Origin of the sequence: Amycolatopsis sp. TNS106, assembly GCF_019330265.1 — a bacterium.
Classification (GTDB): Bacteria; Actinomycetota; Actinomycetes; order Mycobacteriales; family Pseudonocardiaceae; genus Amycolatopsis; species Amycolatopsis lurida.
The window spans coordinates 4,963,162-4,977,886 of record NZ_CP024972.1 but is presented as its reverse complement, the minus strand read 5'-3'; the positions used below and the strand labels follow the sequence as shown (position 1 = coordinate 4,977,886).

At 67.8% G+C, this 14,725-nt stretch carries 14 protein-coding genes; 8 read left to right on the top strand and 6 right to left on the bottom strand.

What is annotated here, in order from left to right:
* Positions 1-179: 179 nt before the first annotated feature.
* Together CVV72_RS22220 and CVV72_RS22215 are read left to right on the top strand one after the other, a co-directional pair.
* The gene (locus CVV72_RS22220) at positions 180-1,382 is read left to right on the top strand and encodes a cytochrome P450 (RefSeq protein WP_219145639.1); all 1,203 of its coding nucleotides are present in this window, start codon (positions 180-182) and stop codon (positions 1,380-1,382) included.
* 5 nt (positions 1,383-1,387) lie between these two features.
* Positions 1,388-1,567: a ferredoxin gene (locus tag CVV72_RS22215; RefSeq protein WP_219145638.1), complete on the top strand. Its 180-nt coding sequence runs from the start codon at positions 1,388-1,390 to the stop codon at positions 1,565-1,567.
* Between the two features lie 44 nt (positions 1,568-1,611).
* Here the strand turns inward: CVV72_RS22215 and CVV72_RS22210 are convergent, their stop codons facing one another.
* Positions 1,612-2,163, bottom strand: coding sequence for a snapalysin family zinc-dependent metalloprotease (locus CVV72_RS22210; RefSeq protein ID WP_219145637.1), 552 nt, complete (start codon positions 2,161-2,163; stop codon positions 1,612-1,614).
* 136 nt (positions 2,164-2,299) lie between these two features.
* On the opposite strand from CVV72_RS22210, the gene CVV72_RS22205 reads away from it, so the two are divergent.
* From CVV72_RS22205 to CVV72_RS22180, 6 genes are all read left to right on the top strand, one after another.
* Positions 2,300-4,921 carry a P-loop NTPase fold protein gene (locus tag CVV72_RS22205; protein ID WP_219145636.1) on the top strand — a complete coding sequence of 874 codons (2,622 nt, stop codon included), beginning with the start codon at positions 2,300-2,302 and terminating at the stop codon, positions 4,919-4,921.
* A 36-nt stretch (positions 4,922-4,957) separates the two neighbouring features.
* Positions 4,958-6,712, top strand: coding sequence for a substrate-binding and VWA domain-containing protein (locus CVV72_RS22200; protein WP_219145635.1), 1,755 nt, complete (start codon positions 4,958-4,960; stop codon positions 6,710-6,712).
* Between the two features lies 1 nt (position 6,713).
* Positions 6,714-7,220 (top strand): hypothetical protein, encoded by a 507-nt coding sequence (locus CVV72_RS22195; protein WP_219145634.1) that lies wholly within the window; start codon positions 6,714-6,716, stop codon positions 7,218-7,220.
* Positions 7,221-7,270: 50 nt separating this feature from the next.
* Positions 7,271-7,636: a hypothetical protein gene (locus tag CVV72_RS22190; protein WP_219145633.1), complete on the top strand. Its 366-nt coding sequence runs from the start codon at positions 7,271-7,273 to the stop codon at positions 7,634-7,636.
* Positions 7,637-7,665: 29 nt separating this feature from the next.
* Positions 7,666-8,367, top strand: coding sequence for a Crp/Fnr family transcriptional regulator (locus CVV72_RS22185; RefSeq protein WP_125680634.1), 702 nt, complete (start codon positions 7,666-7,668; stop codon positions 8,365-8,367).
* A gap of 121 nt (positions 8,368-8,488) precedes the next feature.
* Complete coding sequence (locus CVV72_RS22180) at positions 8,489-9,178, top strand: hypothetical protein (protein ID WP_034317906.1); 690 nt, start codon at positions 8,489-8,491, stop codon at positions 9,176-9,178.
* A gap of 218 nt (positions 9,179-9,396) precedes the next feature.
* Here the strand turns inward: CVV72_RS22180 and CVV72_RS22175 are convergent, their stop codons facing one another.
* From CVV72_RS22175 to CVV72_RS22155, 5 genes are all read right to left on the bottom strand, one after another.
* Positions 9,397-10,878 (bottom strand): DUF1996 domain-containing protein, encoded by a 1,482-nt coding sequence (locus CVV72_RS22175; protein WP_255632213.1) that lies wholly within the window; start codon positions 10,876-10,878, stop codon positions 9,397-9,399.
* A 131-nt stretch (positions 10,879-11,009) separates the two neighbouring features.
* Complete coding sequence (locus CVV72_RS22170; protein ID WP_219145632.1) at positions 11,010-11,564, bottom strand: hypothetical protein; 555 nt, start codon at positions 11,562-11,564, stop codon at positions 11,010-11,012.
* A 120-nt stretch (positions 11,565-11,684) separates the two neighbouring features.
* Positions 11,685-13,202 carry a tripartite tricarboxylate transporter permease gene (locus CVV72_RS22165; protein ID WP_219145631.1) on the bottom strand — a complete coding sequence of 506 codons (1,518 nt, stop codon included), beginning with the start codon at positions 13,200-13,202 and terminating at the stop codon, positions 11,685-11,687.
* Entirely contained in the window at positions 13,202-13,699 is a 498-nt protein-coding gene (locus CVV72_RS22160) for a tripartite tricarboxylate transporter TctB family protein (RefSeq protein ID WP_034317933.1), read from the bottom strand. Before CVV72_RS22160 ends, CVV72_RS22165 begins: the two co-directional genes overlap by 1 nt.
* Positions 13,696-14,664: a tripartite tricarboxylate transporter substrate binding protein gene (locus tag CVV72_RS22155; protein WP_219154056.1), complete on the bottom strand. Its 969-nt coding sequence runs from the start codon at positions 14,662-14,664 to the stop codon at positions 13,696-13,698. Before CVV72_RS22155 ends, CVV72_RS22160 begins: the two co-directional genes overlap by 4 nt.
* Positions 14,665-14,725: the final 61 nt, after the last annotated feature.

The window sequence follows — 14,725 nt, the reverse complement described above, 5'->3', positions numbered from 1 at the left end:
ACCTCCTGTGCGTTCACGCGCAGATCATTGCAACGAGACGTTGCATTCATCGACACGACCGTTGCAACGATTTCCGGAAATCTACCAGCATTAACAGTAAAAAGGCCAGCCTGTAGCTTTGAGGAGTTCGTAAATGCAACGTAGCCTTTGAGTATCGGTAAAAACTGGGAGGAACAGAAATGACCACATCGGTGCCTCATCTCACGGAACTGCCCCTCGAACGACCGAAGGGCTGCCCGTTCGACCCGCCTGCCGAGCTCGGCACGCTGCGCGACGAACACCCGCTCGTCCGGCTGACGTTCCCCGACGGTCACGAGGGCTGGCTCGCGACGGGGCACGCGATCGCCCGGGCCGTCCTCGCGGATCCGCGGTTCAGTGCCCGGCAGGAGTTGATGCATTCGCCGCTGCCGGGTACGGCCGCGATGGTGGAGATGCCACCGGCCGCCCCGGGGATGTTCATCAGGATGGACGGCGCGGAGCACGCGCGGTATCGCAAGCTGCTCACCGGCAAGTTCACCGTCCGCCGGATGCGGCTGCTCTCCGAACGGGTGGAGCAGGTGACCACCGAGTATCTCGACGCGATGGAACGGCAAGGTACGTCGGCCGACCTGGTGACGGCCTTCGCACAGCCCATTCCGGCGCTGATGATCTGCGAGCTGCTCGGCGTCCCGTACGAAGACCACGAGTTCTTCCGCCGCAACGTCCTGCCGCTGAACCTGCCGGACGCTCCGGCCGAGGAGCAGGAGGCCGCCATCAACGCGCTGGGGGAGTACCTCTACAAGCTCATCCTGGCGAAACGGTCCGAGCCGACCGACGACATCCTGGGCGAACTGACGACCACGGAACTCACCGACGAGGAACTCACCAGTATCGCGTTCCTCTTGCTGGGAGCCGGTTTGGACACCACGGCCAATATGCTCGCGCTGGGCACCTTCGCCTTGCTGCAACATCCGGACCAGCTCGCGGTCTTGCGCGAGGATCCGGAGCGGATCGAAGGCGCGATCGAGGAACTGCTGCGCTACCTGACGATCGCGCACACCGGTGCGCGTACCGCGCTCGAAGACGTCGAGATCGGCGGCCAGCTCGTCAAAGCGGGGGAGGCGGTCGCGCTGTCGGGCATGGCGGCCAACCGTGATCCGCTGAAGTTCCCGGACCCCGATCGGCTCGACGTCCGCCGGAACGCCGCCGGGCACGCCTCCTTCGGGCACGGGGTCCACCAGTGCCTCGGACAGCAGCTCGCGCGGGTACAGATGAAGGTCGCCTTCACCGGGCTGCTCGCCAGGTTCCCGAAGCTGCGCCTGGCCGTTCCGGCCGACGAGATCCCGATGCGGACGGATTCCGATATCTACGGGGTGTACGCGCTCCCGGTGGCGTGGGACTGATCGCGATGAAACTCGAAGTGGACCGGGAACGCTGTGTGGGCGCCGGAATGTGCGTGCTGACCGCGCCCGCGGTGTTCGAACAGGACGAGGAAGACGGCCGGGTCCGGTTGCTGGACCCGGAACCGGCCGACATCGGCGACGCCGTGCAGTCGTGCCCGGCGGCGGCGATCACGGCGAAGGTGTGAACCCCAGGCCAGGGGGTGCCGGGCGGGCACCCCCTGGCACGGGATCAGCCGATGTCCGCGACGACCTTGCCCGCGTCGGCGCTCTGCACCGCGGTGCCGGCGTAGAGCTGCTGGACCCTGGCCTTCTCCTGGGCGTTGGGGTTCACGCTCTTGCAGCTGACGCCGCCGGTAGAGCCGGACATCAGCGACGAGCACGGGCCGGGCTTCACGTCGGGCAGGCCGAGGCTGTGCCCGAGTTCGTGGGAAGCGATCCGCGGCGTGTAGTAACCCTGCTGAACGGCCTGCCTGCCCATCCACACGGTGACCGTGCCGCTGGGGCGGACCGGGCCGAGCGTGGCGCGCGGCCAGCCGTTGTCGGCGATGACCCGGATGTTGACCCGCTGCCCCGGCGTCGCCTTCACGATCCGGACGTTGGTGACGTTGGTGTTCCAGACGTTGACGCCGGCGGCCACCGCGTCCTTGAACTCCGCGGCCTGGCTGTCGTCGTAGGTCAGGGTGGTCGCCATGATCTCGGCGGCGCCGGCGGAGGGTGCCGAAAGCACCGAGACGGAGAGCGCGGCGCCGGTGAGCACCGCGGCGAAGGTACGTCGAAGCACGTTGAACTCCTCGTGGTAAGGCGTGCTGGAATTTCGGAGCACTGTCGACCCTGACCCTTTCGGGGCGCTCGGGGTACCCGCCGATAGTCGCCTGTCGTTAACCATGATCTTGACGCGACCGGAAGACTGTGCCGTTATGACGACGGCGCGTTTCACCGGACACGAAGAACCGATCCTCGCGGTCGCGGTGAAGGGAAACCGGCTGGTCACCGGCGGTGCGGACCGGACCGTACGGGTATGGGATCTGGAGACCGGAGAGCAGCGTTTCGCGCTGAGCGGCCACGATCGGCCGGTGCTGGCGGTGGGTATTTCGGGGCAGTACGTGGTCGGTTGCGATGGGGCGACGGTGCGGCGCTGGCGGATCACCGGTACCGGTGCGCACGCCCCGGAGGTCCAGACCACCAAGCGGACCGTGGCGGTCGCGGTGGCGAAGGACTTCGCCGTGTCCGGCGCGGGAAGCACCGTCGAGGTCCGGCGGCTGGACGGCGCGACGGTACGAGCCCTGCGCACCGGCGGGCCGGAGGTCGAATCGGTCGCGGTGACCCCGGACGGCCGGGTCGTCGTCGCCGGGGACGACGCCGGTGGCGTGCGGCTGTGGGACGGGGAAATCGTTTCCCACTACCGGTTCGGCGGCGCGGCCGCGGTCCATGTGGTCGCGATCTCCGCCGACGGCAGGCAGGTGCTGTCCGCCGAAGGCGAGATGGTCCGGTTGTGGGGACGCAAGGGCGATCCGGCCCTCGTCTTCCCCGGGCACACCGGCGTGGTGCGGGCGCTGGCCTTCGGCGCGGACGGCAAGTTGGTGCTCTCCGGCGGTTCCGACGGCGAGGTCCGCGTCCGCGAGATCGACGACCCGCGGGACTACACGCTCCTTAAGGGACATCAGGGGAACGTCCGGGCGATCGTCTGCACCGCCGGCAACGAGAAGATCGTCACGGTCGGGGACGATCGCACGATCCGGGTGTGGGACCGCTTCGGCAACCAGATCGACGGCACCGGCTTCGTCGAGCCCAAACCGGGCCGGGCGCGGCCGCGGATCACGCCGGACGTCGAAAGCCCGGTCGACCTGATCGGTTTCCACGACGACGTGCGTACGCTCGCGGCGGTCATCGCGGACCGCGAGACCAGCCCGCCGCTGTGTGTCGCGCTGCTGGGCCCCTGGGGTTCCGGCAAGTCGAGTTTCGTCCGCCAGGTGACCGACCGGGTGGCCGAACTGGCGCGCCGGTCCCGCGGCGACGCCGCCAACAGCGTGTTCGCCGGTGAGATCCGGCAGATCCGGTTCAACGCCTGGCAGTACCACGACGACCATCTGTGGGTCGGGCTGGTGGACCACCTGTTCCGCAATCTCGGCGCGCCCGAGACGCACGCGGACGCCGGCGAGGTCCGCGCCGAACGCGAGGAACTGCGCAACCGGCTCGCGGGGCTGAAGGCGGTCAAGGCGGATTCCCCGCTCACCTGGCGCTGGCGGCTGCTGGTGTCCGGGAAGGACCGGGCCGAACGCCGTCGGCGGAGGCTCGCCGTCGCTGGGTACGCGGTGCTGGGCGTGCTCGGTGTCGCCGGGGCGATCACCGGCTGGGCCTTGTGGCACAACGCGATTCTCGCCGCGGCGGGCGGCATCGTCGCGCTCGGCGCCGTGCTGACCCCGGCCTTCACCACCGCCAGGGCCGCCCTCGCGCCGGTGAAGTCCACATTGGACAATCTGCGGCACGACGTCGACAAACGTGCGGAACGATTCGAGACCGAGGTTCGGGAGACCGAGGAGCGGCTTCGGCGGCTGGACGCGGCAAGCAGGCTCGGCGATCTGATCGAGGAGGCGAAAACCGGCCGGTACGGGGACTACCAAGGGGTTTTCGCCCGGGTCCGCGAAGATCTCGCGAACCTGAGTGCCGATCTGGGGGACGCCAGGGAGGAATGGCTGCGGGCGGGCGGCAAGGGCAAACCGCCGCTGGAACGGATCGTGCTCTACGTCGACGATCTCGACCGTTGCCCGCCTTCGAAGGTGATCGAAGTGCTGGCCGCCGTGCATCTGCTGCTGGCGCTGCCCGCGTTCGTCGTGGTGGTCGCGGTCGACCCGCGGTGGCTGCGGCGCTGCCTCGACCAGCACCACGAAGAACTGTTCGGCGCGGGGGAGGCACGACAGGCGGAGTACCTCGACAAGATCTTCCAGATCGTGTTCGCCCTGCGCCCCATGGGAAGCGCGGCGGACGAGCTGATCGACGCGCTGATGCCGATCGAGGAACGGGCACCGGAGCCATCCGAGCCCGAAGAATGGCCGGAGGACGACGGTGCCCCTGAAGGCGGCGAAACGAGGGAGGTGGTCGTCCAGGAGACGGCCCCGCCGACGTTCTACAACATGCGGCCGGACCGGTTGCGGCTCACCGAGGTCGAACGCGCTTTCGTCCACGTGCTGCGGAAAAGGCTGAACACGCCGCGCGAGATCCGGAAACTGGTCAACCTCTACCGGCTCGTGCGCATCGGCATCCCGGACGCGGAACTGGCGCGGTTCGTCGGGGGTCCCTACCGGGCGGTGCTCGTCCTGCTGACCCTGCTGGTCGCCGATCCGGACGCCGCGCGCAGGACGTTCATCGCCCTTTCCGCCGGGGAATCGGTGCGGGAGGCCTTTCCACCTGAATGGCGGCTAGACGCTGAATCCTTCGATGATCTAAAGGTCTATCGGAATTGGGTGGGCACCCTCGCCCGCTTCAGTTTCGAAACCTACGATCTCGTGACCGAGGAGACAGAACCGGGAACCGCGTTGTAGCTACACTTGCCCGCTACGACGGCTAGGGGGCGGCACATGCGGAGATCAGGCTGGCTTTCGCTCGTCTTCGGCGCGCTCGTCGGGACGCTCGTGATCGTCCTGCTCGCCACCACGGTCACCCCGCCTTCGAACGCGACCAGGGCCGACTGCGTCCGCCTGATCACCAGTTCTTCCACGGAGAAGGGTGATCTGATCGCCGAACTGGCCGAGCGGTACAACAACACCGGCCGGACGTTCGACCGCGGCCGGTGCGCGAAGGTCGAGGCGCACAAGAAGACCTCGGGGGCCACGCTCGACCTCATCGCCGACGGCTGGAACGACCTCGACCAGCACCAGCCCGAGCCCCAGGTCTGGCTGCCCAGTTCGTCGCTCTGGCTCGATCTGCTGCGCCAGCGCGGAAAGGGCGAGCGGATCAAGGCCGGGCCGAAGACCTCGCTCGCGACCAGCCCGATGGTGATCGCGATGCCCGAGCCGATGGCCAAGGCGATGGGCTGGCCCGGCAAGACCCTCGGCTGGGGCGACGTACTGGAAGTGAACCGGAACGGCGGCTGGGCCTCGAAAGGCGCGGCGTATGCCCAGTGGGGGAACTTCACGCTCGGCAAGGACAACCCGCGGCGGTCGACGTCCGGGCTCGCCGCGACCATCGCGACCTACTTCGCCGCGACGGGCGGCGACTACGGCAAGATCGGCACCGCGGAGACCGTGCAGTTCGTCCGCGGGATCGAGGCGTCGGTCGCTTACTACAGCGACGATTCGGTGGCCTTCCTGAAGACGCTGTACGACGAGGACCGCAAGAAACCGACGCCCTACATCAGCGCGATGGCGATGCAGGAGCAGATGGTCTACCTCTACAACCGCGGCGTGCCGACCGGGGATCCGGCTCAGCTGAAGGGAAACCCGGTCGCGCCGCTGCGGCCGTTGGTCGCCGTCCACCCCCGGGAAGGGACGATGCTGATCGACCATCCCTTCCTGGTCACCGCGAACGCGTCCCCGGAACAGCAGGCGGCGGCCAAGGACTTCTACGACTTCCTCCTGGAGACCGAACAGCAGAAACGGTTCCGTGAGCTCGGATTCCGCGACCCCGGCGGTAACGGGACCCCGGAGCTCGCCGGGGTCGTGGGCACCCAGGGAGCCCAAGAGCCGCCGAAGATCGGCGTCCCCACCGGCGAACAGATCCAGAAGATGCTGGACGGCTGGGAGTACACGCAACGGCGCGGCCGGATCCTGCTGGTACTGGACCTGTCCGGCTCGATGAACGAACCGTTCGACAAGAACCGCAAGGACAAGCCGTACTCCGAAAGCCGGATCGCCCTGCTGAAACCCGCGATCCGGAAACAGCTCGAGTACCTGCATCCCGAAGACGAAGTCGGGCTGTGGACGTTCTCCGACGGGTGTGAGGAAAAGATGCCGATCGGCAAGGTGAAGAACGTCCGCGTCCCGATGGTCGACCTGGTCGAAAACCTGACCCCGAAAGGCGATACGGCGCTGTACCAGACCGTGATGGCCGCCAACGAGAAGATGCGGCGGGAGTTCGATCCGAACCTGATCAACGCCGTCGTCTTCCTGACCGACGGCGAGAACACCGAGGCCGGGACGAAGGAGCAGGTGCTGCAGAACGTCGACGCCGAACGGCTGGACAACTCCGTCCGCATCTTCACCATGGCCTACGGCGCGCAGGCCGACAGCCGAGTCCTCGACGAGATCGCGCAGAAGTCCAAGGCCCGCAGCTACCAGGCCGTCGACCCGTACGGCATCGACAAGATGTTCGTCAACGTCTTCAGCAACTTCTGACATGGCCGAGTACGACAATCGTCCGTTCCACGTCGTCGCGGTGGTGCTCAGCCTGATCGCGGGGTTGATCGGCCGCGCGGTGACCTACCCGCATCCGCAGGCCTGGCTGTTCGGCGGCGTCGCCATCCTGGCCGTGCTGATCCCGGCCGAAACCGCGTTCTTCGTGCTGAACGGAAGGCGGCGGAGGCAGGCGCAGCCGAAGCGTGCGCCGGAACCGCCGTCCGATCACTACAGCCTGCTCGGACGGGCGCTGACGGCCATCGAAACGCTGCGGCCGGGCGAGACGGACCTCGCCGGAGTCTTCCGGCAAGCGGTGGCGAGACTGGAAAGCCGGACGGACCGGAGTACTCCCGAAGTCGTCGAGCTACGGGTGACGGTGAAGCAGACCACCGAGAAGCTGGAGCGACACGCGCGGGACGAGAACCCTGATCCGGTGATGCTCGTCGAGCGGATGCGGCTGTACCGGGAAACGCTCGAAGACGCTCTCGCGGCGGTCGAACCGGGGTGAGTGTTCGGTGCCGAACAGACTACGGCCGTGCGTCATGCTGATCTGAGGGCATGCCGTTGATCGGGCGCCGGGTTGTCGAGGGCGTGGAACATGTGGTCGTACCGGTGGAGCACCGGTTCAGCCTGGAGGAGGCCGTGCTGGCGGTGATGGCCGCCAAAAGCACCGTGCGGCCCGCTCCGGGAATCAAGGTCGCTCCGCTGAAGGTGTCGGAGGTACGGTCAGCGCTGCTCTACGCGGCGAAACACGCCGATAGGCGACACCAGATCGTGGACAGCTATTTCGTCGAGGCCGAAGACGGACCGTTGCACCGGCTGGCCGAGTGGATCAGATCGGAGCTGGTCCGGCTGGGCATCTTCACCACTCACGACGGTTCCGCCGCCGGATCGAGTGGCCGACTCGGTTACTCTCCGCGATAGGTGTTCACGACTGCCTGGGAGGGTGTTTCGTGGGTTTGGGCCAGGAGGCCGCCGAAGAAAGAGAACGTCCGTTCCTGGAGCGACTGGACGAACCCGTCCGTGCCCGGTTGCTGGAGATGGGGACCCCGCAGACCTACGAGGGCAGGCAGGCGCTGATGCGGGCGGGCGAGCCCGGCGACTTCGTCATGCTGCTGCGGCACGGCTACGTGAAGGTGACCAGTGCGGACCGGATGGGCGCGACGGTCATCCTCGACGTCGGGGTCCCCGGCGATCTGCACGGCGAGATCGCGGTGATCGCGGGTGGTATCCGGATGGCCGACGTCGTCGCCATCGAGGAGGTGCACGTCCGGCGGATCGCGGCGAGCGAGTTCAACCGGTTCCTGCTGGAGCATCCGGCGGCGATGCGGGAGGTGCTCGTCAGCGTCGCCCGCCGGTTCGTGCTCGCCCAGCGGCAGCGGACCCAGTCGTGGAAACCGCAGGCGGTGGCCAGGGTCGCGACCAGATTGGACTACCTGGTCGACGTCTGTGGCATCCGGACACCCGCCGGCTGGCGGATCGGGATCCCGTTGAGCCAGGACGAACTCGCGCAGTTCATCCCGATGGGCCGGACCATGGTCGCGCAGGCGCTGGACAAGCTCCGGAAGGCGGGAGTGGTGGCCAGTTCGCGCCGTGCGATCACCGTCATCGACCGCGAGGCATTGCGGGTGGTCACGGAAAAAGGTGTGACTTAGCTCACTGGCGTTGACCTGCGCGAGGTCACGTTTTGTTCGGTTCCGAACAGAACTTCCGGTGAGGAGTGGGAACACTGCTTCCTGCCGCCAGTTTTCACCGATCAGGGGAGGGGTCGCAGAGATGCAGGTGCTGACCTCAGGCCGATACAACGCGCACACCCACGCCGTGCTGTCCGTCGACATCGTCGGTTCGTCGAAGGCCAGTGACGACCTGCTGGACCCGATGAAGACCGAGATGGAAACGCTGGTTTCCCGGTCGTTCACCGCGGTCGGGCTCGCGCCGGGGGAAGCGCGTCACTTCCGGGAGACCGGGGACGGGCTGATGGTCGCGTATCCGGACCACGCCGTCGGCCAGCTCTGCGAGGTCGTGTTCCACCTGGACCATCTCCTCCGGACCCGCAACCGCTACGCCCGGGTCCCGATGCGGGCGCGGGTGGCGGTCCACATGGGACCGATGGCGGACAACCACCGCTACCACCGCACGTACATCACGCTGACCCGGTTGCTGTGCGCCTCCACCTTCAACGACGCCGTCGGCTACTGGTGCCGTTCGGATCCGACGGGCGACAAGTTCGGCGCCGGGATGATCGTCTCGCAATCGGTGTGGCGCAACGTGGTCGAGCCGTTCGGGGTCGCGCTGGTCCCGCCCGCCCGCTGCGCGCGGATCAGCGTCACGACCCCGGATTTCGCGGACAGCGCGTGGATCCACCTGCCGGGCCTGGACGCGGAAGCGGTCCTCGCCGAACTGAACCCCGCTGTCGCGGTGCCGCTCGTGTTCGACCGGGTGAGCCGGTTGTCCACGACGGCCTGACCCAGACCGGGCGGTCCGGTTTCCAGGGAGGGAAAGCCGTATCGCTCGCCGGTTCCCGGCCCGGTACCCCTACGCCGGGCCGGGAACCGGACCCCCGGCGCGGGGGGTGGGGGCGCGGGTCATCCCCGCCGCGCCCCCTGCTCGGCCAGTCCGTGAAGGCCTCCTTGAGGGACCCAGAGTCCCTCAAGGAGGCCTTCACGGACTGGCGGCAGGCTCCGCTACTGCCTGCACCTCTTGCCGCTGTTGACACACTTCACCAGCTGGTTCATCAGCCGCTGCGACATGACGTTCGCGAAGTCGTCGTGATCCGAACGGGGATTGTGCTTCTCCTGCGCGAACGCGTCGACCGCGTACTGCCCGGCGGCCTGGACCTCCGGCGGGATGTCGTACACCAGCGTGATCCGCAGCTGCGGCACGTTCTTGAAGCCGCGCGGGCATTTCCCGTTGCGGTCGGAGAACACGATATGCGTCCGGTGGTTGGCGCTGTCGGTGTTCTTCCCGTCCCAGCAGTTCGGGAACGAGTGGATCCGCGTGACCTTGCTGCCCCGCGGGCAGATCGGGTACAGCTCGGTGAGCCGGTCTTCGAAGCCGGTGCAGGTCCAGCTGGGCCGCGCGTTGGCCGGGCCGTTGGTGCTCTGCTTGGCGTCGCCGTAGAGCACGCGCAGGAATTTCGGCATCGCGACGACCCGGCGGGCACCGCCGCTGGTGAAGGTCAGATCGACCTTTTCGGCGCGCTGGATTTCGCCCTCGTTGTCGCCGATCTCGTTGTTGTCGTTCACGCCGGGCAGGTCGGCGGCCTTGCCGTCGGACTTCTTCTTCTCGGCGTCGCCCGCGGCGTTGACGTTGCTGTTGTCGCCGCCGTTGTCGAGGCCGCCCTCGCCGTTCTGCTTCACGGCGCAGCCTGCCAGCTGGTCTTCGTTCTTCGCGACCGGCTTCCCGGCTTGCCGCATGGTGTCGGCGATCTTCTCGATCGACGGCTTCCGCTTGGTCTTCAGTTCGTCGAGTACCTGGGCCGCTTGCTTTCCTTGCGCCAGCTGGTTGTTCGCGTTGTCGGACTCCTGGTCGAGTTTGTCGAGGTTCTCGTCGACCGCGGGCATGGCCTGGTCGGGGACCTCGCTGAGTTCGTCGAGCTCGCTGGCGATGTCGGGGCAGTCGACCTGGGCGGCCGCCTGGTCCTTGGCCGCGTTCACGCGGTCGGCGGCGAGTTTCTCCTCGTTCGCCGCCTCGTTCGCTTCCTCTTCTTCGGTGTTGATCCGGATGACCGGCCAGAAATAGGCCGACTTGTCCCCGTTCTTGCATGTGGTGCCCGCGCGCAGCAGGCTCTTGTTGTTCGAATCCGCGTTGGTCGACAGGTTCCCGACGTAGTCGTGGAGGTGTTCGGCTCCATTGCGGACACCGGGCTGCGCGATGAAGTTGTCGCCGTTGAAGTGGCCGTTCTCGTTGCGGCCGCAGTCCACGGTGAACGTCCCTCGTGCGCCTCGTTTCGCGAGGTCGAGGTTGACGTTGTTACCGCGGGGGACCTTCGTGATGTCGATGAAGAAGGATTTGTCCGCGCCGTCGGCCCTGGCGGCGTCGGGGGTTCCGGTCGTGTTGAGCACGACGATCCCGCCGACGGCGAGGGCGAAGGCGATGGCGCCCGTGGCGACCTTGGTACGGCGCGCCATGCGATGGCGGCCGGCGGTTCTTTGGTTACGGGGCATGAACTTGTTCACCTCGTTCGGTGTCGTTGCGCGGAGCCCGGGGGATGCGGCGCCGGCAGCACCGGCGTCACTGACTCCGCGTTGGCTGAAACGGCCCCGACGGGCACGCGGTTCAAAACGCGATCTCGCCGTTATGCTTTCGTTACCTTACGGCGGTGGTGATAGGCGAGTGCCAGAACGATGGTTATCGGCCCCCAGAGCGCGAGCGGCGCGATGCAGATCGTCGCCAGCGTTTCCCAGGCTTCGTTGACGTAGGCCGCGTTTTCGGTGACGCCGAACAGGGTGAACCGGCGGCCGTCGCCGAGGGGGATCGAGCTGAAGAGCGCGGTGAGGAGCAGACCTCCGGCCACGGCGGGAACGACCGCCGCCATCGGCCGGACTGGTTTGCCGCCGAGGACGGGGATCCATCGGGGCACCACCTCGCCCCAGCCTCGGACCAGTCCGATGGCCAGGAGGGCGATGACCTCGGAAAGCACGCTGAGCGTGAGAACGTACGGGATGCTCAACCAGTAGTCCGGCATCTCGCGATCGTGGACCTGACCCATTTCGAAATGCACGGCGAAGGGCAGCCGCCACAGACACGAAGGCAGCAGAAGCCAGGGGAGCGCGTAGGCCAGGCGTGTCGCCCAGCGGGGAACCGGTCGCTCGGTGTCGCTGACGGCCGGGGGCGCATGCAGGATCTTCATGGAACCGATCCTGTCGCCGCGGGGCGTCGGAAAGATCACTCGCGCGGACAAGTGTCCTCCTTCCGGAGAGGGAGAAGGCCCGGCCTCGGGGCAGTCGAGGCCGGGCCGTATTCCCGCTGGTCAGACGTCCACCTTGTCCTTGGGCTCCGCCTCGGCGGCGGTGGGACGGGCAGGCAGGAAACGTTTGATCAACGGGAAGAACAGGATCACCAGAATGATCACGTAGACCACGATCGCGAACGGGGTGTTGACCAGCCCGGTCAACTCTCCGTCACTGAGCTGCAGCGCGCGCCGCATCTGCTGTTCGGCGGCCGGGCCGAGGATGACGCCGATGATCGCCGGCAGCACCGGCAACCCGTATCGGCGCATCGCGAAGCCGATCAGGCCGATCACGAACATCACCAGCAGGTCGAAGATGTCCGCGTTGACCGCGTACGCGCCGACGCTGGCGAAGAACAGGATGCCCGCGTAGAGGTACGGCCGCGGGATCCGCAGCAGCTTCGCCCACAGCGGCGCCAGCGGCAGGTTCAGCACCAGCAGCAGCGTCAGCCCGACGAACAGCGAGGCGATCAGGCCCCACACCAGCGAAGACTCCCGCTCGAACAGCAGCGGTCCCGGCTGGATGCCGTACTGCTGAAACGCCGCCAGCATCACGGCCGCGACCGCGGTGGTCGGCAGGCCGAGCGTCAGCATCGAGACCAGCGTCCCGGCGGCGGAAGCCGACGCCGTCGCTTCCGGGCCCGCGACGCCTTCGATGGCGCCCTTGCCGAACTCGTCCTTGTGCTTCGAGAGCCGCTTTTCCGTGACGTAGGAGAGGAAAGTCGGGATCTCGGCGCCACCGGCGGGCACCGCGCCGAACGGGAACCCGATGACCGGCCCGCGCAGCCACGGCTTCCAGGTCCGCTTCAGATCGGCACGCGAGAGCCACGGCCTGCCGACCGGGATCGGTTTGAACGCGTTGCGCCGCAGGTGCGCGGCGACCCAGAGCGACTCGCCGACCGCGAACAGCGCGACCGCCACGATCACGACGTCGATCCCGTCGGCGAGATGCAGGGAGCCGAAGGTCAGCCGCTGCTGTCCGGTCATCTCGTCCAGGCCGACCAGCCCGATGGTGAGGCCGATCAGCAGCGACGCCACGCCGCGGATCCGGGAACTGCCGAGTACCGAGGTGACCGCGATGAACGCCAGCACCATGATCGCGAACAGATCCGGGGCGCCGATGTCGACGGCGTGCTTCGCGATCACCGGGGCCAGCACGACCAGCGCGATCGTGCCGAGGATGCCGCCGACGAAATGCCCGATCGCGGCCGCCGCGAGCGCTTGCGCGCCGCGGCCCTTGCGGGCCATCGGGTTGCCGTCGATGGCCGCGACCACCGCCGCGCTCTCACCCGGCGTGTTCAGCAGGATCGACGTCGTCGAACCGCCGAACATCCCGCCGTAGTAGATGCCGGCGAACATGATGAACGCGCCGGTGGGCTCCAGCCCGTAGGTCACCGGGAGCAGCAGTGCCACCGCCATGGCCGGGCCGATCCCCGGCAGGACACCGATCGCGGTGCCCAGCAGCACCCCGATCGCCGCCATCGCGATATGGGTCGGGGTCAGCGCGGTGCCGAAGCCGTCGATGAGTTGCTGGAACATCAGAACACCTCCATCAACGGGCCACCGGGGAGCGGGACTCCGAGCAGGTTGTTGAAGACCAGGAAGGTCACGACGGACATGCCCGCCGCGATCAGCGGGTCACGCACCAGGTTGCGGCTGCCGAGCGCGTACGCCGCACCCCAGAACAGGATCGCGCCCGAGATCGGGAAGCCGACCAGGCCGATCAGCGCCGCGTTGGCGAGGAAGGCGCCGCACAGCAACAGCACCGTGCGCAGGTCGGCGGGCTCGCTGAGGTCGATGTCCTCACCGCCCTCGGCCTCCCCTTTGCCGCCGCGCAGCACGTCGCGCGCCAGCAGGACGGCGACGAGCAGCAGCAGCGAGCCGACCAGGATCGGCACCGCCTTCGGTCCCACCGGGCCGCGCTGGGCGAAGTCGGTGGGGATGCTCAGCGCGTCGGTGAGCACCAGGACACCGAGCACCACGAGCCCGACGCTCACCCCGAGTTCGGAGCGCTCCTTCAGCCACGTCGTCGTCATGCCAGACCCAGCTCTTTCAGCACCGTTGCCACTCGAGTGTTCTCCTCTGCGAGAAACGAACCGAACTGCTCACCTGGCGCGAACGCGCCGGTCCATCCGTTGCGCTGCAAGGCTTCCTGCCACTGCGACGTCTTCTGCAACCGCTCGAACAGGCTCACCAGCTTCGCGCGGTCGGCGTCGGTGATCCCGGGCGGCGCGACGATGCCGCGCCAGTTGGTGAACTTGACGTCCACACCGGACTCCGCGAGCGTCGGCGCGTCGATTCCGGGGATCCGGCTCCCGCTGGTCACCGCCAGCACCCGGAGCGTGCCCGCCGCGATCTGGTCGCGGTACTCGCCGACACCCGACACGCCGAACGCGACCTTGCCGCCGAGGACCGACGCGAGCAGCTCGCCGCCGCCGTCGAACTGGACGTAGTTGACCGCCTTGGGTGCGAGACCGACGGCCTTCGCCATCAGCATCGGCGCCAGGTGGTCCGGCCCGCCCGGCGACGAACCGCCGCCGACCTGTACCGCGCCGGGGTCCTTCTTCCAGGCCTCGACCAGCTGACCGATGTTCCGGTACGGCGAGTCCTTGCCGACCACGACGATGTCCGACTCTTCGATCAGCTTCGCCACCGGTGTGGTGTCGAGCAGCGAAGACGGCGACTTGTTCGTGAACACACTGCCGACCACGCCCAGACCCATCGACATGACGAGCTTGCCGTTGCCGCGTTCGGCGACCGTGCGGCCGAGGCCGACCGTGCCACCGGCGCCGGGGAGGTTGAAGACCTCCGCGTTGCCGAGCAGGTCGGCGTCTTCCATCGCCTTGGTCGCGGTCCGCGCCGTGATGTCGTAACCGCCGCCGGGCGCGTTGGGCACGAGCACCCGCAACGACCGGATCTGCGAGCCCTCGTCGGCCTCGCTGCCCGGGGTGAGCAACGGTGGCACCAGCAAAACGGCGACGAGCGCCGCCGCGATGGCCAACCAGCTACTGGGCTTCACTGTGATCCCCGCCTCTCTGCCGCGTGGTTGGACATGTTGCACT